Source organism: Sphingomonas carotinifaciens (assembly GCF_009789535.1).
In the GTDB taxonomy this organism is placed as follows: Bacteria; Pseudomonadota; Alphaproteobacteria; order Sphingomonadales; family Sphingomonadaceae; genus Sphingomonas; species Sphingomonas carotinifaciens.
The window spans coordinates 2,752,923-2,773,507 of record NZ_WSUT01000005.1 but is presented as its reverse complement, the minus strand read 5'-3'; the positions used below and the strand labels follow the sequence as shown (position 1 = coordinate 2,773,507).

Genomic DNA, 20,585 nt, shown 5'->3' with positions numbered 1-20,585 from the left:
TAGCGCACGTTAGTAAACGGCAGATGCCGGTTTCATGACGGTGATGTGACAGCGATGCGATCGGAACGGCGGCGGCCGTCGATCAGCATCCGGTGATGAAAGGTCGGCAGGCCCGTGGGCGGCGCGGCATCGGCAAGCGCGAGCCAGGCCAGCGCCTCGGCGACGCGGGTCGCGGGTTCGCGAGCGATACGAGCAAGGTCCGCGTCGAGGCCTATAAAGGCGACGGGTTCGCCCAGCCATTCGGCCATGCGCGCGGCCATGACGTCGGGCGCGACATGGCGGTCGTGAAGGGCGAGGTCCGCCAATGCCCGCGCCGTGCGGAAGAGCAGCCAGTGCACATGGCCGAGTTCGACGCGAGGGTCCGCCCCCAGCCAGCCGCCGTTCCAGGCAAGTCCTTCCGCATAGGTGGCCCAGCCTTCGGCGAAGCCGGGGGCGTAGCGCAGGCGCAAGGGGTGGGGGTCGGCGGCGACCTCCAGGGGGAGCTGGATCATGTGGCCGGGCAGGAGTTCGTGGGCGACGACCGAGGGGAGCGACCAGGCGGGGCGGCGGCGGATGGCGCGCAGGTCGACGACATAGGCGCCGGGAAGGCCGGGGCGGGGGAGCGTCCGGTAGCCGCCCTTGCCGCCCGCCTCCTCGGCGGCGGTCATGCGGGCGGGGTGGACGTTCAGGCACCATGGCGGAACGGGGCCGATGATGGGGGCGAGATGGGCGCGGCAGCGATCCAGCGTCGCACGCATGTCCGCAATCGCCCTGTTTCGGCCGGCTTCGCTGTCGGGGTAGAGGAAGCGTTCGTCCGTCCAGAGCCTGTGATACCGCTCGCCGACGGAGCCGCTCCTGTCGCCCAAAGTGTCGAACAGGTGGTCGGCGCGGGCGAGCAGGCGGGTATGTTCGTGGGTCAGGCGGTCGCGGGCGGTGGCGGGCGTGACCGTGTCGCCGATGATGCGGCGGAGTTGCCAGAGATAGGACGGGGTGGCGGCCAGCCTGATCTCTGCGGCAAGACCAGCGCGCGCGGTGTCGAGATCGAGACGGTCGCGCGGCGTGGTCGCTTCGAAGGGGGCGAGCAGCGCCAGTGCGTCCGCCGGGGGCAGGGTGGCGGCCCGATCGAGCGCGACGCGGATGCCTTGCCCGCGGCTGGCCTGCGCGCGGATGGGGGACGCCGCCAGCGCGATGGCACCGCCCAGCACCGTGCGGCGGCTCCAGCACGTCATTGCGGCAGCGGCACGCGGTTGTTGAGCCGGGTCACCTCGGCTGCGTCGCCAGCAAGCGCAACCTCGACCGTCGCGGCGCCGGGGCGGCGGGGCAGTCGCAGCCTTGTGGTGCGCGGGCGCAGGTCCGTGGGAGCCGCCATGGCCGGGATCACGGCGGTGGCGAGCACGCGGCCGTCCGCGGCGAGCAGGCGGGCCTCGCCACCCGGTACGGGGCGCGCGCCCAGGCTGTGCACGGTGAGCGCGATGCCGCGGCCGTTTGCGACCACATCGTCGGTGCCGATGCCGAGATCGGCGCGATCCTCCACCGGCGTGCCGGGTTCGGCGAGCGCGAAATCGTAGACGGTGGTGGTGCGGGGCGCGAAGACGACCTGCGTCCCCAGGCTGCGTTCGAGCGGCACGGTGGCGGCGGGGCCGTCGGGGACCAGCGTGCGTGCATCGTCCGGACTGGTGGCGCGCTGCACGGTCCAGCGGCCGGCATCGATCGACCAGCCGGTCATCGTCGCGACCTGCGGCCGATCGGTGGTGTTGTAGGCGATCACGCGGAACCGGGTACGGGTGGCACCCGGCATCAGGATGGCGACGCGCTCTGCCGCGCCGTCCTCGGCGAAGCGCCAGCTGACGGTGTTGCCGGGCCAGCTCTGGTTCCGTTTCAGCGCGACGCCGCCGAGACGTTCGCGTTGCAGAAGGTCGGTGGGCATGTCGACCCGGTCGCTCCACCAGTGACCCACGGTCAGCATGTCCATGCGCTGCATCTTTTCGGTCGCCGCCTCGGCATGGAGGGTGGCAAGCGGGGTGGTGTCGCCCGACATCTGCCAGCGGGCATAGCGGCCGATATCGCTGCTGCCCGTGCCGGTGCCGGCCTTTGCCAGCAATTCGGCGCCGCCGGGGATCAGGGCGGGCGCCTCATTGAACTCGGCGAGCGCGGACGCGCCCGCCTTGGCCAGCCGTGCCTCGACCGGGCGCAGGTAGCGCGCGTCGCCGGTGAAGCGCCATGCCGCCCAGGCGCCCTGCAACGGCACGGTGGCGCCGCCGCCATCGCCCGTCCGGGTGGCATCGGTGCGCCAGTTGATCTCGTTGGGATAGGACCAGAGGCCATCGGCCCCTTGGCGACCATGCGCCAGCCAGCCGTTGATCACCCCGGTGACGAGGCCGCGGGCGGCGGCGTTGCCGTTGAACAGGCCGACCAGCATCGGCCCGTGAAGGACGGTGAAGCTGTACGGCTTCTGCCACTCCCACGGCCCTTCGCGGTAGATGCGGTTGCCGCCATACCAGTTGGAGGCGAAGTGGTGATGGCCAGCCGCATTGGGCAGGATGACACCGCTCAAGCCGCGGGTGTTTTCCATCAAACGTTCGACCGCGATCGGCTCGCCCCAGTTGAGATACAGGCGCGCAGCGTTGGAGTTCAGCCCTTCCTCATAGGCGTGCAGTTCGTCGGTGGTGATCGCACCCAGCCCGTTCACGATCATGCCGTTGCGATAGACCGCATCGGACAGCGCGCGCAGCGAGGCATTGATCCGGTCGGGCGCGACGCCCATCAGCGCCAGCGCCGGCCATTGCTGCACAAGGTCGGTATCGTCGGACAGGCCGCCGCCGAAATCCCCATAGGGCACCTGGCGCTCGGCGATCCACCATTCCACGAAGCGGTGCGACAGCGACAGGTCCTGCAACTGGCGAAAGGCCCAGGCGGGGGTGTCGGCCGCCACCGGGGGCAGCGTGACGGGCGGCAGGTTCTCCGGCCGGTAATTGATGTCCGCCCAATAGGCGCGGGCGCCGGCATGGTCGGGGGCGACACGCAACAGATCGCTGATGTCGGCATAAAGACGGCGATAAAGGCCGGCGCGCTGCGAGGCGGTATGCTCCTCGACCAGAAACGCCCAATTGTCCTTCACCTGGTTGAAGCGGTCGGCGACGTGTTCGGGCAGCGCCTGGTCGCGTGGCTTGAAAACCAGGCGGATGCGGGCGCCGTCGATGCTGGCCGGGCCGAACGCGGGATCGGCGGCGGCAAGGGTCAGGGCCAGGCTTTGCGCGGGCAGGATGCGGTCGCGCAGGTCAAGCCACAGCGTGCGGGCCTCGCCCGGCGGGACGGAGACGGACAGGTCGATCAGTTCGCGACCGGGCCAGAGCGGATCATGGACCTTGATGTTGAGGGGGACGGGGGCGTCGCCCTTGAGGGCGGGCAGGTCGATCGCGATGCCGTCCAGCCCGTCGTGCAGATTGTGCCAGCCATAATCCCATGCGCGGGCAAGGGGCTGATCGGCGGGGGCGTCGCCGAAGCTGGAGGGGATGAGGATGTGGACGATCGGGGCCGCGGCGGCCGATGCCGCGGCGCGGGCGGTGGGGGCGCCGCTGCCGGCGCCGACCGCGGCCTTGATGCCGGTGCTGGGAAGCGCGACGACGGTTGTGCGTTCCTCAGGCGCGAAGCGGCCCGCGATCCAGGCGTTCAGGTCGCCAAGGGCGGCAAGCGTCGGGGCGGCGGCGGCGTTGACGGTGTAGCTGAGCTGGAAGCTGCCGGCGGGCACGGTGCCGGGCGTGACGTCATAGGCCCAGAGTTCCTGGATCGGCTGTTCGGCCATGCGGTTGGTGAAGCGCAGCCGGCCACCCTGGCGCGGGGCGATGGCGGTGACGCTGCGCAACACGCCGCGGGGCCGATCGGCGAGCGGGGTATAGCGTTGCCCGTCGGCGGAAAAGGCCAGCGTACCATAGGCGGCGCCGCGCAGTTCGATACGGTTGATCCGCTCGTTCGGCGGGATGGCGAGGTCGTAGGTGCGGCCACCCTCCACATAGGTGTTCCAGTCGGGCAGCTCGAAATAATCGTGGCGGCCGGGCAGGGCGGAGCGGTTGTAGACGCCGGGCCATGTCGTCTCGGCGATGCCGTCGACGCCCTTCCACATCCATTGCTTCAGGTCGCGGGCGTCGGCGAACTCGACCTTGCGGACGCGGGTGACGGGATCGGTGAGCAGCGGCGGCCTGGCGGTGTCCCAGCCATAGCGGTGGAGCCATGCCGTTCGGTCGCCCGTCGTGGGGGCCGGGGGCGGCGCGGGATCGCCCTTGGCGGCGAGCGCGGCGATGCCGGCAGCATCCAGCGCGGCGTCATAGATGCGCAGTTCGTCAAAGTCCGAGCCGCGCATGAAATTGTAGCGGCTCTGCACCTGATGCGGGGCGATGACGCGGCCGGCAAAGCCGAACTGGTCCAGCCCGGCATCGAGATCGGCGGGGGTTTCGGCACGCGCGACCTCGCGACCCTCCACATACAGGCGGATGCCCCGGGTTTCGTCCCAGGTGAAGGCGAGATGCTGCCATGCGGCGGCATCGGGGCGCCGGGGGATGGTCCAGGACACGCGGATGCGCGACAGATTGGCATCGGTGACGAAGGCGTCGAAGCCGTGGCCGTTCCAGTCGATGCGCAGGAACGCCATGTCCCAGCTGCTGTGATCGGCATAGCCGGTGCGGAAGATCACGAACGGCGCCTCGCCCAGCGGCTCGCGCGCGCGCCAGAAGAAGGACAGCGTGCCGCGCGCCGCGTTGATGTTGCCGGGCGCGCGCCAGGCGACATAGCCGTCATCCTGCCAGCGCGCGGCGCCGCCGATCGCGCCGTCGCCGACGACGCTGACCCCGCTGCGGAAATTGGGAACGGGATCGCCGGCCGCCTGCTCCGCCGTCAGGCTCTGGTCGGCGGAAAGGCGGAAGGTGAGCGTCTGGGCGGCGGCAGGGGAGGCCAGGGCCGCGCCCAGGGCGAGAAGGGAACAGGTGGTGCGCGTCAACGGATAGCCTCCCCGCCCGATCAGGCCTGCACGCGCGCGAGGCGGGGGCTGAGCAGGTGAATGACGATGATCGCGATCAGATAGGTCGATCCCGCCACCGCGAAGATCGGCGCATAGCTGCCCGTCGTCTCCAGAATATAGCCGGTGAACTTGGCCATCATCATGCCGCCGATCGCGCCCAGCGTGCCGCCGATGCCGACCACCGAGCCGACCGCGGCACGCGGAAACATGTCGGAGGGCAGGGTGTAGAGATTGGCGGAAAATGCCTGATGCGCGGCGGTTGCCAGCCCGACGATGCCGACCGCGACCCACAGGTTGCTGGTATATTGGGCAAAGACGATCGGCATGACCAGGAAGGCGCAGGCGAGCATGGTAAGCTTTCGCGCGGCGTTCGCTGACAGCCCGCGCTTCATCAGGCGCGAGGACGACCAGCCGCCGGCGACGCTGCCCAGGTCGGAGATCAGGTAGATGGCGACCAGCGGCGGGCCGAAGCTGAGCAGGTCGAGATTATAGGTCTTGGCGAGGAAGTCCGGCGTCCAGAACAGGAACAGCCACCAGATGGGGTCGATCAGGAACTTGCCGAGCGCAAAGGCCCAGGTCTCGCGATAACGGAGCAGGCGGCCCCAGGAGATCGGGGTGACCGGGTCGGCGGGGTCGGATTCGATCAGGGCGAGTTCCGCCGCGCCCAGCCGGAGATGCTCGCGCGGGCGGCGATACAGGGCCAGCCATGCGACCAGCCAGAGCAGGCTGACCACGCCGGTGACGATGAACGCCATCCGCCATCCATAGGCCACGGTGATGATCGGCACGACCAGCGGCGTGATGATCGCGCCGACATTGGCGCCCGCGTTGAACACGCCGGTGGCAAAGGCCCGCTCGCGCGCCGGAAACCATTCCGACACCGCCTTGATCCCGGCCGGGAAGTTGCCGCTTTCGCCCACCCCCAGGATGAAGCGCGCGACCGAGAACTGGAAGGCGTTGCCGACGAAGCCGCACAGCGTGTGGCCCAGCGTCCAGATGATGAAGGCGATGGTGTAGCCGATGCGCGCGCCGACGAGATCGACGATCCGCCCGAAGCTGAGATACCCGATCGCATAGGCGGCCTGGAACCAGAAGATCACATCGGCATAGGTCGTCTCCGACCAGCCGAGTTCGGCGGAGATGGTTGGCTTCAGCACGCCGATCATCTGACGGTCGACATAGTTGATCGCGGTGGCCGCGAACAGCAATGCGCAGATGCCCCAGCGATATCGGCCCACCCGGCCGGCCGCGGCGGCGACCTCCGGCGTCACGTCGATGGCCATGCCCTTCCTCTCCCCTTGTCCGTCCCGCGATTGGTCCGCGTCAGCCTTGCGCCTTGATGGTGCATGCCAGACGGTAGCTGCCGTCGAAGCGTGCCTCCACCCGGTCGCCGACCGCAACAGGATGCACACCGGTCACCGCACCTGTCGAGACCCATTGTCCTACAACTAGCGGTTTGCCGCGGGCGGCGAGATGCCCGGCCAGAAAGGCGACGGCGCCGAACGGGCCGTCCAGCATGTCGGCCGCGATGGCCGCGCCGATGCGCGCATCGTTGATCCACAGCTCGACCGGCCAGCACAACAGGTCCGTGTCGCGCCAGTCCGGCACCTCGGCGCCGATGACGAGGCCGTTGTTGTTGCCGAAGTCGGAAATGGTGACCAGCGCGCCATCGGCGTTGATGTGCGGGTAGGGCGAGCTGGCGATCTCGATGCCGACATGGACCGCATCGACCAGCGCACGCGCGTCGTCGCGGGTGAAATGGCGCTGCGCCGGATCGGGCGCGGTGCCGATCCGCATCAGGAACTCGGCCTCCGCCGCGGCGAAGCCGCCGGCATAGACGGGCATGGCGGGCGGGGGGGCGCTTGCAACCACCTGATCCGCGAAGATCGGGCCGGCGAGGCGGTCGGCCGTGCCGATCGGCGGGTTGATGCGACCCACCTTCCAGCCGGCCACCGTGCCGCCATGCCGTTCAAGCGCGGCGTCCTGCACCGCATAGGCATCGCCCAGCACGGTCGGGCGCTCGCCGGGATAGTCGGGCAGTGCGTGCCCGGCGTGGCGGGCGGCGACGAAGCTGTCGGCGATGCGCGCACGGTTGCTGATCGCGCTGGTGTCGATATCCGGCTGCACGGGCCGTCCCCTCCCTTGTTACTGTTCGACCGCCATCGTGACGCGGTAGGAAACCGGTGTCAACAGGGTGGCGCCGATCATGGCGCGGGGCTGGCCTTTACCGAAAACCGGTGTCAGGATCGGGCTTGCCTGTGCCGCTGCGGGTCGCCGGGCCGGAAGACCGGCACTGGCCGCGGGGCCGAGGGGAAGGTAGAGCACCGCCATGCAGAAGACCGGTCAGCCGACGATCAACGACGTGGCGCGCGAGGCCGGCGTGTCCAAGAAGACGGTCAGCCGGGTCATCAATCGCTCGCCCTTGCTGGGTGACGACACCCGCCGGCGGGTGGAGGCGGTGATCGAGCAACTGGGCTATATCCCCAATCCTCAGGCACGCGCGCTGGCCTTGCGCCGCAACTTCCTGATCGGGCTGGTCCACGACAACCCCAATGCGCAAACGGTGATGAACGTCCAGCAGGGCATGCTGGAAGGCCTGTACGGCACCGAGTTCGAGATGGTGGTCCGGCCGCTGGACCGTGGATCGCCGAGGATGCTGGACGATCTGCGCCACTTTCTTGAGCGGCAGCGCCTGTTCGGCGTGCTGCTGCTGCCCCCGGTCAGCGAGAACGACACGGTGGCCGAGCTGTGCCGGGATATCGGCTGTCGCTATGTGCGGATGGGTTCGGCGTCGCTGGATGCGCCGGAGCAGATGGTGGCGTCCAACGACCGCGAGGCGGTGCGCGCCGCGACCGACTATCTGATCGCGCAGGGGCACCGGCGCATCGGCCTGATTTGCGGTCCCCATGGCTTTCGCTCAGGGGTGGAGCGTCGCCGGGGCTTCGAGGAGGCCTTGGCGGCGGCGGGGATCGCGCTGCCCCGCTCGCTGATCGCGGACGGCAACTACACGTTCGAGTCCGGGCTGGTGGCGGCGGACCGGCTGCTCGATCTGGTGCCGCGGCCGACCGCGATCTTTTCGTCCAACGACGAGATGGCGGCGGGCGTGATCCATGCGGCGCGGCAGCGCGGGCTGGAGATACCGCGCGACCTGTCGATCATCGGGTTCGACGATACGCCGATCGCGGCGCATGTCTGGCCGCCCCTGACCACGGTGCGCTGGCCGATCGCGTCCATGGCGCGATCGGCCGCGCTGAAGCTGATCGCGGGATATGAGGAAGGGGAGCCGGTGGAGGAGCCGTCGCTGTTCCTGTCCACCCTGATCCGGCGCGGATCGGTATCGACCGCGCCGGCCTGACCTTGCCATGGTGTCTGACACCGGTTACCAATTGTCACACAGCCGCGGGGAAGCGGCGGAGAGGAAGATGATGACCCGGCCGTTGACCCTGCACCCCGACCGGCTGTTTCCGGCAGACCCGACGACCCGCGCCATCGCGCGGACACTATATGCACAGGTCGCCGATCTGCCGATCGTCAGCCCGCACGGGCATGTCGATCCCTCCTGGTTCTCCAGCGATGCGCCGTGGACGGATGCGACGAGCCTGTTGCTCGCGCCCGACCATTATCTGTTCCGCATGCTCTACAGCCAGGGGCTGGACCTCGACCGGCTGGGGATAGCGCGGCGCGGCGGCGTGGTGCCGGATACCGATCCGCGCGCGGCATGGCGGCTGTTCGCCGAGCATTACCCTCTGTTCCGCGGCACGCCGTCGCGCCTGTGGCTGGACCACGTCTTTGCCGAGGTGTTCGGGATCGACGTGGCACTGGAGGCGGCGACGGCGGATTTATACTATGACTTGATCGGCGAGGCGCTTGCCACCGAGGCGTTCCGCCCGCGCGCCCTGTTCGAGCGGTTCCGCATCGATTTTCTGGCGACGACGGAGGGCGCGCAGGACGATCTGGCGCACCATGCCTCGATCCGCGCCTCGGACTGGCAGGGGCGCATCGTCACCACCTATCGCCCGGACGGGGTGATCGATGTCGAGCATGAGCAGTTCGCCGGAGCGATGGAGCGCTTTGCCGAGCTTACCGGTGAGGATGTCCATGAATGGCGCGGCTATCTGGCGGCGCATGCCAAGCGGCGCGCGGCGTTTCGCGCCATGGGTGCGACCGCGACCGATCACGGCCATCCCACCGCCCAGACCGCCAATCTGTCGACCGCCGAATGCGAGTCGCTGTTCGCCCGGATCGTCGGCGGCACCTGGTCGGCGGCGGATGCCGAGCTGTTCCGCGCGCAGATGCTGACCGAGATGGCCAGGATGAGCGTGGAGGACGGCATGGTGATGCAGATCCATCCCGGCTCCTTCCGCAACCACAATGCCGGCCTGTTCGCCAGCCATGGTCGCGACAAGGGCGCCGACATCCCGATGCGCACCGATTACGTGTCCGCGCTGAAGCCGATGCTGGACGTGGTGGGTACCGAGCGCGACCTGACGATCATCCTCTTCACGCTCGACGAGAGCAGCTATGCACGCGAGCTGGCGCCGCTGGCGGGCCATTATCCCTGCCTGAAGCTGGGTCCGGCCTGGTGGTTCCACGACAGTCCGGAGGGGATGCGCCGGTTCCGCGAGATGACGACGGAGACGGCCGGATTCTACAACACGGTCGGGTTCAACGACGATACCCGCGCATTCCTGTCCATCCCGGCGCGACATGACGTCGCACGGCGCGTGGACTGCGCGTTTCTGGCGCGCCTCGTCGCCGAACACCGGCTGGAGGATTGGGAGGCGGCCGATCTGGCGGTCGAGCTGACCAGTGGATTGGTACGCCGCGCCTATCGCATTGCATAAACATATGTGGGAAGCGTTCTCACCATGTGCAACATTCCCTGCAATCTGATGACGGAGCCTGTTTGATGTTCGACCGCACCTATTACGCCACGCACCCTGACATGATGGAATGCGTATCCAATGACGAACTGCGCGACCGCTACCTGATCCAGGGGCTGTTCCGGGCCGGCGAATGCGTGCTGAACTACACCCATGCCGACCGGTTCGTGATCGGCGGCGTCGCGGTCGAGACCGGATCGGTGAAGCTGCCCGACCAGACCGAGCCGGCATCGGCGGCGGGTCATCCCTTCCTGGAGCGGCGCGAACTCGCGATCGTCAATGTCGGCGCGGTCGAGGGCACGGTGACGGTAGACGGCGAGGTCTTCACGCTGGCGGGCAAGGATTGCCTGTACGTGACGATGGGTGCAACCGACGTGCAGTTCGCCGGCGACGGTGCCCGCTTCTATCTGGCGTCCTGCCCGGCGCACAAGGCGTTCCAGACGCGCAAGCTGGGCATCGCCGACGCCAACGCGCTGGATCGTGGCAGCCTGGAGGAATCGAACGAGCGGACCATCTTCCAGCTCGTCATCCCCGGCGTGTGCGACAGCGCGCAGCTGGTGATGGGCCTGACCGTGCTGAAGCCGGGCAGCGTGTGGAACACCATGCCCCCGCACGTTCATGAGCGCCGCAGCGAGATCTATTTCTACTTCGAACTGGACGGCCCGAACGACCGGGTAATGCACTTCATGGGCGAGGGCGAGGCGATGCGCCACATCGTCATGGCGAACGAGGAAGCGGTGATCAGCCCGCCCTGGTCGATCCACATGGGTGCCGGCACCAAGGCCTATGCCTTTATCTGGGCGATGGCGGGCGAGAACCAGGATTATACCGACATGAACGTCCTCGACATCTGTCAGCTGGCGTAAGCGCGATGGGCAATCCTTTCGATCTGTCGGGCAAGGTCGCGGTCGTCACCGGTGCCAACACCGGGATCGGCCAGGCGATCGCGCTGGCGCTGGCCGAGGCCGGTGCCGACATCGCCTGTGTCGGGCGCACTCCGGCGGAGGATACGGTGGCACAGGCACGCGCGCTGGGCCGGCGCGCGGAGATCGTGTCCGCCGACCTGTCCACCATCCAGCCCGTGCAGCGGGTGGTGGACGAGACGCTGGAGAAGCTGGGCGGGCTGGATATCCTGGTCAACAATGCCGGCATCATCCGCCGCGCAGACGCGGTCGACTTCACCGAGGAAGACTGGGACGCAGTGGTCGACACCAACCTGAAATCGGTGTTCTTCCTGGCCCAGGCGGCCGGGCGGCACATGATCGCGCAAGGTGGCGGCAAGATCATCAACATCGCATCGATGCTGACCTTCCAGGGTGGTATCCGCGTGCCGAGCTACACCGCGTCTAAGGCGGGCATCGGCGGGCTGACCAAGCTGCTGGCGAATGAATGGGCCAAACACGGCGTACAGGTGAATGCCATTGCGCCGGGCTATATCGCCACCAACAATACCGCAGCACTTCAGGCGGATACGGCGCGCAACAATGCGATCCTCGACCGTATTCCGGCGGCGCGCTGGGGTGACCCGGCCGATCTGGGCGGCGCGGCGGTGTTTCTGGCGAGCCGCGCGTCCGATTATGTGCAGGGCCATATCCTGGCGGTCGATGGCGGCTGGCTGGCCAGATAAGGGGTAAAGGACATGGGTCGGTTCCTGGCTTTCGGCGAGGTGATGCTGCGCCTGTCCCCGCCCGGGCGCGAGCTGTTGATGCAGTCGCCGCGGCTGGACGTGTGGGTGGCGGGGGCGGAGGCCAATGTTGCGACGCAGCTGGCGCGGCTGGGGCATGATGTCGGGCTGGCGACGCGGGTGCCGGACAATGATCTGGGGCGCGCGGCGATTACCACGCTGCGCGGCCACGGCGTCGATGTGTCGCAGGTGCAGACGGGCGGCGAGCGGATGGGGTTGTACTTCGTCACCGCAGGCGCCGGCCTGCGCGCGACGGAGGTGATCTACGACCGCGCCCATTCCGCCTTTGCCGAGGCGCCCGTCTCCGCCTGGGACTGGGACAGGATGCTGGCGGGGGTCGACCGGCTGCACCTGTCGGGTATCACGCCGGCGCTGGGCCCCGTGCCGGCGGAAAGTGCGATCACGGCGGCCGCGGCAGCGCGCGAGCGCGGCATCGCGGTGTCGTTCGACGGCAACTGGCGCGGCAAGCTGTGGGAGCGGTGGGACAGCGACCCGCGCGCGATCCTGCGCCGGATCGTGGAGCAGGCGGACCTGATGTTCGGCAACCACCGCGATATCGCGCTGCTGCTCGGGCGGGACGATTTCGGCGGCGAGGGCGAGGATCGGCGCCGCGCCGCGGCCGAGGCCGCGTTCGAGGCGTTCCCCAATCTGCAGACGATCGCGTCCACCGCGCGTCATGTCGAGCATGTCGACCTGCACCGGCTGTCGGCGCGCGTCGATGCGCGGGAGGGCCATGCGCAGACCGCGGAGGTGGAGGTGGCCGGCATCGTCGACCGCATCGGCGGCGGCGACGCCTTTGCCGCGGGCGTGCTGCACGGTCTGCGCCGCGGTGGCGATATCGGGCAGGCGGCGGCGACCGGATTGGCGCTGGCCGTGTTGAAGCATTCGTTGCCGGGCGATGCGGGTCTGTTCCGCCAGCCCGATCTCGACGCCTATCTTGCCGGCGGGCTGGATGTCCGCCGCTGACGGCTGGACGCGCCGCGCGGCCCTGGGTGGCGGCGCGGCGCTGCTGCTCGGCGGGACCGCGGCGGCGCGCCAGGCGCGTGCGGTGCGGTGCGCCGCGGGTGATTTCATCGGCACGCACGAGGGCGGGTTGCGGGTGTTTCGCGGCATCCGCTACGGCCGGGCGGCGCGGTTCCGCGCCCCCGTCGCGGTAGCATTGCCGGGCCGGCGGGTGGCGGCCGACGCCTTTGGCCCGGTCTGTCCCCAGACGGGGCCTTATGGCCCGCAGGACGAGGACTGCCTGTTCCTCAACATCTGGACGGCGGAGGCGGATGCCCGCGCACGCAAGCCTGTGATGCTCTACATCCATGGCGGCGCCTATTCGAACGGCAGCGTCACCGATCCGATGAACGACGGCCGTCACATCGCGGGGCGCGGCGATGCGGTGGTGGTGACGGTGAACCACCGGCTGAACGCGTTCGGCTATGCCTATCTCGCGCGGCTCGACCCGCGCTTTCCCGACAGCGGCAATGCCGGGCAACTGGACCTGATCCTGGCGCTGCGCTGGGTACGCGCGAACATCGCCGCGTTCGGGGGCGATCCGGGGCGGGTGATGGTGTTCGGCCAGTCGGGCGGCGGCGCCAAGATCGCCACGATGATGGGGATGGAAGCGGCGCAGGGCCTGTTCCACCGCGCCGCGACGATGAGCGGGCAGCAGGTGACGGCGTCCGGCCCGATGAACGCGACGGCGCGGGCGCGCGCGCTGCTCGCCCGGCTGGGGGTGGGCGAGCGCGACCTGTCCCCGCTGCTGACCATGCCGGCCGCGCGGATCGTCGAGGGGTTGGCGGCGACCGACCCGGTGCTGGGCGGCGGCCTGTATATGGGGCCGGTGCTCGACATGACATGGCTGACCCGCCATCCATTCTGGCCCGACGCGAACCCGCTGGGCGCGCGCGTGCCGATGATGCTGGGCAACACGCATGACGAGACGCGCGCCTTTATCGGCCCCGACTCGCCAAGGGTCAGAGGGCTGAACTGGGACAATCTGGCCGAGCGGATGGCGCCGGAGTTGAAGGTGGACATCCTGCCCGAATGGGTCGTCGCCCAGTTTCGCGCGCGCTACCCGGCCTATGGCCCGCTGGACGTGTTCTATGCCGCGACGACGGCGGGACGAAGCTGGCGCGGACAGGTAGAGGAAGCCGAGGCGCGGGCGCGGGCCGGGGTGCCCGGCTGGGTATATCAGGTCGATTTCGCCTCGCGCACCGATCCGGCGCGTGGCGCCTTTCACACCATGGATATCCCGCTGGTGTTCGCGACGCTGGATGCGCCGGGGTCGCAGACGGGAACGGGGGAGGATGCGCGGGCCGCATCCAGGGCGATGCAGGATGCGTTCTGCCGCTTTGCCGCAAGCGGCGAGGCCGCATGGCCGCGCTATACGCTGGAGACACGCGCGACGATGATCTTCGATGCCGCGTCGCGGGTGGAGAACGACCCGCGCCGCTGGGAGCGCGAGCTGTTCGCGCGGGTGCCCTATGTGCAGCCGGGAACGTGAGACGGCATCCCGACCAGCGCGGTTTCAGCGACCGGACCGAAACGCGAAATACCGGGGATAGCGTGACTTCAGGACGATGAGCGCCATGACGAAAGGCGCAAGGCCGACAGCAGAAGCGGTGGTGAAGCCCATTCGCGGCTGAAGAAGCGCGACGGCGCCATATTGGCAGAACTTGCCGAGGATGACGCCCAGCACGACGAACGCCAGCGTGTAGATCGTCCGTTTCAATGTCACCCCCGGTCGGTTCAAAGGACGCGGTTCACGGGCGTACCACCGGATAGGCGATGATCAAGGCCAGCGGCTCGCGACCGGTCTGGCGGATGCCGACCCGCTCGCCGGTGTAGAGATAGGCGGCCATGCCGGGGCCGACGGCGCGGCGCGCACCGCCCGATGTCACCTCGCCGCGGCCGGACAGCACGTAATAGACCTCGTCATGCGCGATCACATGCGCGCCGATCGCGGCGCCGGGGTGCAGGATACGCTTGCGGAACTCCATGGTGCGGTCGGGCACGCCGTCGCTGATCCGAAACGCGGTGCTGGTGCCGATCGCGCCGTGCGGCGGGCTTTCCTCGCGGCGGACGGTGCGTTCGTCGACGACGATCAGGGGGCGGGGCGCAGGGGTCTGCGTGGCGGGCAGGAGCATCAGCAACAGCGTGGCGACGGGCATCCGGGGCACCTTTCCAACGAGAGTATTGACAGGCGTTTATCGTGCTTTCATGATCCTGACACCGGTTACCTGTTCTATGCAAGGGGCAGGCGGGCGCACCAGAGCACTGGGCGTTCGGGAGAGGAAGGCGAGACCGCCCAAGGGCTGGCAACGCATCGTCTCCGACCAGATCATGGGAAACCGGTGGCAACCGGTGTCAGCGGCATCGTCCGCTTTGGGAGGGGATGAGCATGACCAAGGGTATCAACCTCATGCGCCGCAATCGGATCGGCCTGGGCGTATCGCTGGCGGCGCTGACCGCGGCGCTCGCCATGCCGACGAGCGTCGGCGCGCAGGCCGCCAATATCCCGTCGACGCAGACCCCGGGAACGCCGGCGCAGACCGATCCCGCCCCGGCGCAAACGGGCGTGGTCCCGCCCGGCACCACCGAGGAACCGGCCGATTCCAGCGCGATCGTGACGCCGCAAAGCGCCGATCCGGCCGCGGGCGGCGATGCGGACATCATCGTCACCGGCTTTCGCCGGTCGCTGGATGCCGCGCTGAACGTGAAGCGCGATTCGGTATCCGCGGTCGATGCGATCGTGGCGGAGGATATCGCCAAATTCCCCGACCAGAACCTAGCCGAGTCGCTGCAGCGCATTCCGGGCATTTCGATCCAGCGCGACGCCGGCGAGGGGCGGGCGATCACCGTGCGCGGTCTGGGCGCGCAATTCACCCGCGTGCGCGTCAACGGGTTGGAAACGGTGGCGACCTCAACCGACGGTGCCAGCGCGAACCGCGACCGCGCGTTCGACTTCAACGTCTTCGCATCCGAGCTGTTCAACTCGATCGTCGTCCACAAGACCGCCGAGGCGTCGCTGGACGAAGGATCGCTGGGCGCGGTGGTCGATCTGAACACCGGCAATCCACTGGGCGGCAAGACCGGGGTGACCTTCGTCGCGGCGGCGCAGGGGACGTATAACGACCTCTCGGAAAACCTGCGGCCGCGTGTCGCCGGGCTGTTGTCCTGGAAGTCGGCGGACGGCAATTTCGGCGCGTCGGTATCGGGCGCCTATACCAAGACCGACAATCTGGAACTGGGCAACAACACCGTGCGCTGGGCGCAGGCCCGCTTCGACTCGGTGAACGGCACGCCCTGCTATTTCACGAGCGCCACCAGCGCCACGCGGGCGTCGAATGCCGGTGGCGTGTACCGCCCGAGCGCGGCATGCGACCAGGCGGCGCTGGCCTTCCACCCGCGCATCCCGCGCTATGGCGAGGTGTTTCACGGACGCGAGCGGCTGGGCCTGACGGGCAGCGTGCAATGGTCGCCGTCGGACGCCACCAAGGTGTCGATCGACGCGCTCTATTCGCGTTTCACCGAGGATCGCGAGGAGAAATGGGGCGAGGTTCTTCTCCGCTCCAACGAGCGGTCGATCGACCTGCTGAACCCCGTCTATGACGGCAACAACAATCTGATCTCCGCGACGCTGAACGATGCCTGGGTGCGGACCGAGCATTATTATCGCCGGTCCAAGACGGAATTCTATCAGGTCGGCGGAAGCTGGGATCAGGATGTCAGCGACCGGTTCCGTTTCACCCTGATGGGCGGCATATCGCAGTCGGATGCGACGATCCCGGTCGAGACGACCTTCGTGTTCGACGATCGCGACGCGCAAGGGTACAGCTATGACTATACCAACTCGCGCAGCCCGCGGCTGACCTTCGGCACCAGCGTGACCGATCCGGCCAACTTCCAGCTGGCCGAGATCCGCGACCGGCCCTCGACCACGGTCAACAAGTTCCGCACCGGCCAGCTTCGGACCGAATGGGACGTGACCGACGGCTTCCAGGTGAAGACGGGCGCGATGTATCGCCGGTTCGAGTTCGATACCGAAGGGTTCACCCGCGACGCGGTGCTGTGCCCGACCAGCACGACCGCGCGTCCCGACGCGGTGCTGGGCGCGGTGACGTGCACGCCCTCCTTCGTCTTTGGCGCAAATGCGGTGTACGGCCTGCCGGCGGGCAATCTGGGCGAGATCTTCAAGCTGGGCAGGGCGGGGCAGCCGCAGGGTACGACGACCGGGTTCCTGATCCCCAACATCGCCGCATCCGCCGCCGCGACCGGGCTGTATAATCGTCCGCTGGTGGTCGACCCCGGCAACATCCGCAACGTCGTGGAGGAAGTGACCGGCGGCTATGCCCAGTTCGACGTGAAGGGCAATGTCTTCGGGCTGGACTATGCAGCCAATGCCGGCATGCGCTACGCCCATACCGCGCAGCGCTCCACGGGGTTGAACAACGGCGTCGCGGTGACGGTGGAGCGCAGCTATGACGACTGGCTGCCGGCCGCCAACCTGGCCTTCTTCCCGACCAGCGAGATCATCCTGCGTGCCGCGGTCGCCAAGGTCATCACGCGTCCGGCACTGGGCAACCTGACGCCGGGCGGGTCGGTCGACGGCTTCAACTACCGGATCAGCTTCGGCAATCCCAACCTGCTGCCGTTCCGTGCCACCGCGTTCGATCTGGCGGCGGAATGGTATTTCGCGCCGCAGTCGATCTTCTCGGTCGCGGCGTTCAAGAAGAATGTGGAAAGCTTCCCCGTGTCGGTGACGACGGCGGGTACCTATGCCTCCACCGGCCTGCCGCTGTCGATCATTCCGCCCTCCTCGCCCGCCGCCTCGGCGCCGGAGGGGCAGATCTGGACGATCAACTCGATCACCAACGGCACCGGCGCCAGCCTGAAGGGGGTGGAGATCGCGTTGCAGGCGACGTTCCGCTTCCTGCCCGGCTTCTTGAAGAATTTCGGCGCGATCGCCAACGCGACCTTTATCGATTCCGATGCGACCTATACGCAAAGCGGCCCTGCCGTGGTGCCGGGCGGCGCGCTGGTGAACGTGGTGCGCACCGAGACGCTCTATGGCCTGTCCAAGCGGCAGTATAACGGCACGCTCTATTACGAGGATGCCCGCTTCTCGGCGCGCGGTTCGATCAGCTACCGGGGGCCGTATATCGACGGCAGCTCGGGTACGGGCAACATCTTCGAGGGGTATAACTCGACGATCAACGTCGATGCCTCGCTGCGCTACAAGCTGACGCCCAATCTGGAGATATCGCTGGAGGGCACGAACCTGACCGACGAGTATCGGGACCGGTACACCGATCTCGATGCCAACCGGAATTACGAGAATAATCACTTCGGCCGCACCTTCCTGTTCGGTGCGCGCTTCAAGATGTAGGTCAGTCGACGAACAGCCCGTGGGGCGGGGTGGCGGGCGCGTCGATCGCGGGCCGCTCCCCCAGCACCACGACGATGCTGCCGCTGACGATCAGCACGCCGCCCGCGATCAGCGCCAGCCCCGCGGGGTCGCCGAACAGGGTAATGCCGACCAGCGCGCCGAACAGCGGTTCAATGTTGATGAAGACGCCCGCACTCGCGCTGTCGACGCGCGCCGCGCCATATTGCCACGCGGCGGTCGCAAAGAAGGTGGAGAGCAGCCCCTGGCCGATGATCCCCGACCACGCGACCGTCCCGATGGCGAGGGACGGGGGACCGTGCAGCACCAGTGCGACGGGCAGGATGGCGAGCAGCGCCACGACGAGCGTCACCGCCGGTACCGCCAGCGGCGAGCGGGTGGCGGGAGCGCGCTTCGCCAGGATCAGCCAGCCGAGGAACACGACCAGCGAGGCGAGCGACAGCGCGATGCCGATCGGCGTGCCGGCCCCGCCGGGCTTGCCCGCGATCAGCGCGGCGCCCAGTGTCGCGCCGGCGACGCCCATCCACGACGCGCGGCTGACCCGCTCGCCCATCGCCCAGGCGGCGACCGCGACCAGCGCGGGCATCGCGCCGACCAGCAGCGCGGCCAGCGTGACGGTGACGCCGGCCAGCCCCTCGAACTGGACGATGAAGGCAAGGCCGTAGAGCACGCCCGCCGCGACCACCGCCGGCGAGCGGAACAGCGCACGCGCCTCCGCACTGCCCAGCGCAAAGGGCAGCGAGGCGATGCTGGCGACCGCAAAGCGCAGCAGCACCATGTGCGCGGGCGCCACCTCGCGCAGGGCCAGCTTGCCGAGTGGGAAACCGAGGCCCCAGAACAGGCCGGCGAGGGTGAGGGCGATAAAGGCAGCGCGCATGGGCCGCCCCTGCAACGCCATGCCTTTTTTACGCAAGACAAATTGACGAACGCCCCCGCCCGCGCAATCATCCGTATTATAGCCGTAAGACGGCGCAACGATCGGGGGATTAAGAGGGTGCATCGACGCGATTTCCTGGCCGCGACCACCGCGGCGCTGGGCAGCGGTCTGCTGCCGGGCTATCTCGGCCGTGCGATCGCGGCGGAAGAGCTGCAATCGGCCATTCCGGGCGAGGTGAAGAAGCGGCTGGCCGATGTCGCGCTGAACGCCGCGCGCGGTGCCGGCGCGACCTATACCGATGTCCGCATCGGCCGCTATCTGCGCCAGTTCGTCATCACGCGCGAGGCGAACGTCCAGAATGTGGTGAACACCGAATCGCTGGGCGTCGGCATCCGCGTGATCGCCGACGGCGCCTGGGGCTTTGCCGCGACCAACGGGCTGACCGAGGACGCGGTGGCAGGCGCCGCGCGTCAGGCGGCGGCCATCGCCAAGGCCAATGCGAAAATCCAGTCCGAACCGGTGCGCCTTGCCCCGACGCCCGGCGTGGGCGCGGTGTCGTGGAAGACGCCGATCGTGAAGAACGCGATGGCGGTGCCGATCAAGGACAAGGTCGACCTGCTGCTGGGCGTCAATGCCGCGGCGCTGGGGGCGGGTGCCAACTTCGTCAACTCGATGCTGTTCGTCGTCAACGAGCAGAAATATTTCGCCTCCTCCGACGGATCGTACATCGATCAGGACGTGCATCGCATCTGGGCGCCGATGACGGTGACCGCGATCGACAAGGCGACCGGCAAGTTCCGCACGCGCGAGGGATTGTCCGCGCCGATGGGGCTGGGCTTCGAATATCTCGACGGCAAGGCGGCGGACAAGTTCACCTCGCCCAACGGCGTCGTGAACTACGGCATGTCCTACGACATGAAGGAGGATGCGATCGCCGCCGCGCGTCAGGCCAAGGCGAAGCTGACCGCGCCGTCGGTAAAGCCGGGCAAATACGACCTGGTACTCGACCCCTCGCACACCTGGCTGACCATCCACGAATCCGTCGGCCATCCGCTCGAACTCGACCGGGTGCTGGGCTATGAGGCGAATTACGCCGGCACCAGCTTCGTCACGCTCGACAAGGTCAAGGAGCGTTTCCAATATGGCAGCCCCGAAGTGTCGATCGTCGCCGACAAGCTGCAACCGGGCAGCCTGGGCGCGGTCGGGTACGACGACGAGGGCGTGAAGACCAAGAAGTGGGACCTGATCCGCGACGGCAAACTGGTCGACCTGCAGGCGATCCGCGATCAGGCGGCGATGCTGGGCAAGTCTGCGTCGGACGGTTGCTGCTACGCCGATAGCTGGTCCAGCGTGCAGTTCCAGCGCATGCCGAACGTCAGCATGGAGGCGGGCAAGAAGAAGCATTCGGTGGCCGACATGATCGCCGGCGTCGACAACGGCATCTACATCGTCGGCGACGGCAGCTTCTCGATCGACCAGCAACGCTACAATGCGCAGTTCGGCGGACAGCTGTTCTACGAGATCAAGAACGGCAAGATCACGCAGCAGATCGAGGACGTGGCCTACCAGATCCGCACGCCGGAATTCTGGAACGCCTGTGTCGGGGTATGCGACCAGAGCGATTATCGCCTGGGCGGCTCGTTCTTCGACGGCAAGGGCCAGCCCAGCCAGGTGTCGACGGTCAGCCATGGCTCGTCCACCGCCCGCTTCAACGGCATCAACGTCATCAACACCGCGCGCTCGCTCGGCTGAGA

Annotated in this window: 16 protein-coding genes; 8 read left to right on the top strand and 8 right to left on the bottom strand. The window is 68.3% G+C overall.

Annotation, left to right across the window (positions count from 1 at the left end):
- Positions 1–32 precede the first annotated feature (32 nt).
- The 5 genes from GQR91_RS14885 to GQR91_RS14865 are packed head-to-tail and all read right to left on the bottom strand — an operon-like array spanning position 33 to position 7,321.
- Complete coding sequence (locus GQR91_RS14885) at positions 33–1,208, bottom strand: DUF885 family protein (protein ID WP_149683250.1); 1,176 nt, start codon at positions 1,206–1,208, stop codon at positions 33–35.
- Positions 1,205–4,969 (bottom strand): LamG-like jellyroll fold domain-containing protein, encoded by a 3,765-nt coding sequence (locus GQR91_RS14880; protein ID WP_149683249.1) that lies wholly within the window; start codon positions 4,967–4,969, stop codon positions 1,205–1,207. Before GQR91_RS14880 ends, GQR91_RS14885 begins: the two co-directional genes overlap by 4 nt.
- A gap of 20 nt (positions 4,970–4,989) precedes the next feature.
- Positions 4,990–6,273 carry an MFS transporter gene (locus GQR91_RS14875; protein ID WP_149683248.1) on the bottom strand — a complete coding sequence of 428 codons (1,284 nt, stop codon included), beginning with the start codon at positions 6,271–6,273 and terminating at the stop codon, positions 4,990–4,992.
- Positions 6,274–6,313: 40 nt separating this feature from the next.
- Positions 6,314–7,117 (bottom strand): 2-keto-4-pentenoate hydratase, encoded by an 804-nt coding sequence (locus GQR91_RS14870; protein ID WP_235904140.1) that lies wholly within the window; start codon positions 7,115–7,117, stop codon positions 6,314–6,316.
- Between the two features lie 18 nt (positions 7,118–7,135).
- Positions 7,136–7,321, bottom strand: coding sequence for a hypothetical protein (locus GQR91_RS14865; protein ID WP_149683247.1), 186 nt, complete (start codon positions 7,319–7,321; stop codon positions 7,136–7,138).
- Here GQR91_RS14865 and GQR91_RS14860 point away from each other — a divergent pair.
- The 6 genes from GQR91_RS14860 (at position 7,320) to GQR91_RS14835 (ending at position 14,051) form a co-directional block, all read left to right on the top strand.
- Complete coding sequence (locus GQR91_RS14860) at positions 7,320–8,345, top strand: LacI family DNA-binding transcriptional regulator (RefSeq protein ID WP_112382847.1); 1,026 nt, start codon at positions 7,320–7,322, stop codon at positions 8,343–8,345. The genes GQR91_RS14865 and GQR91_RS14860 overlap by 2 nt on opposite strands.
- 70 nt (positions 8,346–8,415) lie before the next feature.
- Positions 8,416–9,834 carry a glucuronate isomerase gene (gene uxaC / locus GQR91_RS14855; protein WP_149683311.1) on the top strand — a complete coding sequence of 473 codons (1,419 nt, stop codon included), beginning with the start codon at positions 8,416–8,418 and terminating at the stop codon, positions 9,832–9,834.
- Positions 9,835–9,899: 65 nt separating this feature from the next.
- Positions 9,900–10,739, top strand: a complete 840-nt coding sequence (gene kduI, locus GQR91_RS14850; protein WP_112382848.1) for a 5-dehydro-4-deoxy-D-glucuronate isomerase — start codon at positions 9,900–9,902, stop codon at positions 10,737–10,739.
- A 5-nt stretch (positions 10,740–10,744) separates the two neighbouring features.
- A complete protein-coding gene (kduD, locus tag GQR91_RS14845) occupies positions 10,745–11,500 on the top strand; it encodes a 2-dehydro-3-deoxy-D-gluconate 5-dehydrogenase KduD (RefSeq protein WP_149683246.1) in 756 nt (251 codons plus the stop codon).
- A 12-nt stretch (positions 11,501–11,512) separates the two neighbouring features.
- A complete protein-coding gene (locus tag GQR91_RS14840) occupies positions 11,513–12,523 on the top strand; it encodes a sugar kinase (protein WP_149683245.1) in 1,011 nt (336 codons plus the stop codon).
- Positions 12,510–14,051 carry a carboxylesterase/lipase family protein gene (locus GQR91_RS14835; protein ID WP_149683244.1) on the top strand — a complete coding sequence of 514 codons (1,542 nt, stop codon included), beginning with the start codon at positions 12,510–12,512 and terminating at the stop codon, positions 14,049–14,051. Before GQR91_RS14840 ends, GQR91_RS14835 begins: the two co-directional genes overlap by 14 nt.
- 24 nt (positions 14,052–14,075) lie before the next feature.
- Here the strand turns inward: GQR91_RS14835 and GQR91_RS14830 are convergent, their stop codons facing one another.
- Both GQR91_RS14830 and GQR91_RS14825 read right to left on the bottom strand, forming a co-directional pair.
- Positions 14,076–14,279, bottom strand: coding sequence for a hypothetical protein (locus GQR91_RS14830; protein WP_149683243.1), 204 nt, complete (start codon positions 14,277–14,279; stop codon positions 14,076–14,078).
- 31 nt (positions 14,280–14,310) lie between these two features.
- Positions 14,311–14,718 carry a cupin domain-containing protein gene (locus tag GQR91_RS14825; RefSeq protein WP_149683242.1) on the bottom strand — a complete coding sequence of 136 codons (408 nt, stop codon included), beginning with the start codon at positions 14,716–14,718 and terminating at the stop codon, positions 14,311–14,313.
- Between the two features lie 230 nt (positions 14,719–14,948).
- Here GQR91_RS14825 and GQR91_RS14820 point away from each other — a divergent pair, with 230 nt between their 5' ends.
- A complete protein-coding gene (locus GQR91_RS14820) occupies positions 14,949–17,936 on the top strand; it encodes a TonB-dependent receptor (protein ID WP_149683241.1) in 2,988 nt (995 codons plus the stop codon).
- Between the two features lies 1 nt (position 17,937).
- On the opposite strand, the gene GQR91_RS14815 is transcribed toward GQR91_RS14820, so the two are convergent.
- Positions 17,938–18,831 (bottom strand): DMT family transporter, encoded by an 894-nt coding sequence (locus GQR91_RS14815; protein ID WP_149683240.1) that lies wholly within the window; start codon positions 18,829–18,831, stop codon positions 17,938–17,940.
- Between the two features lie 117 nt (positions 18,832–18,948).
- Here GQR91_RS14815 and GQR91_RS14810 point away from each other — a divergent pair, with 117 nt between their 5' ends.
- On the top strand, positions 18,949–20,583 hold the full coding sequence (locus GQR91_RS14810) for a TldD/PmbA family protein (RefSeq protein WP_162527082.1): 1,635 nt from the start codon (positions 18,949–18,951) through the stop codon (positions 20,581–20,583).
- The last annotated feature ends 2 nt before the right edge of the window (positions 20,584–20,585 follow it).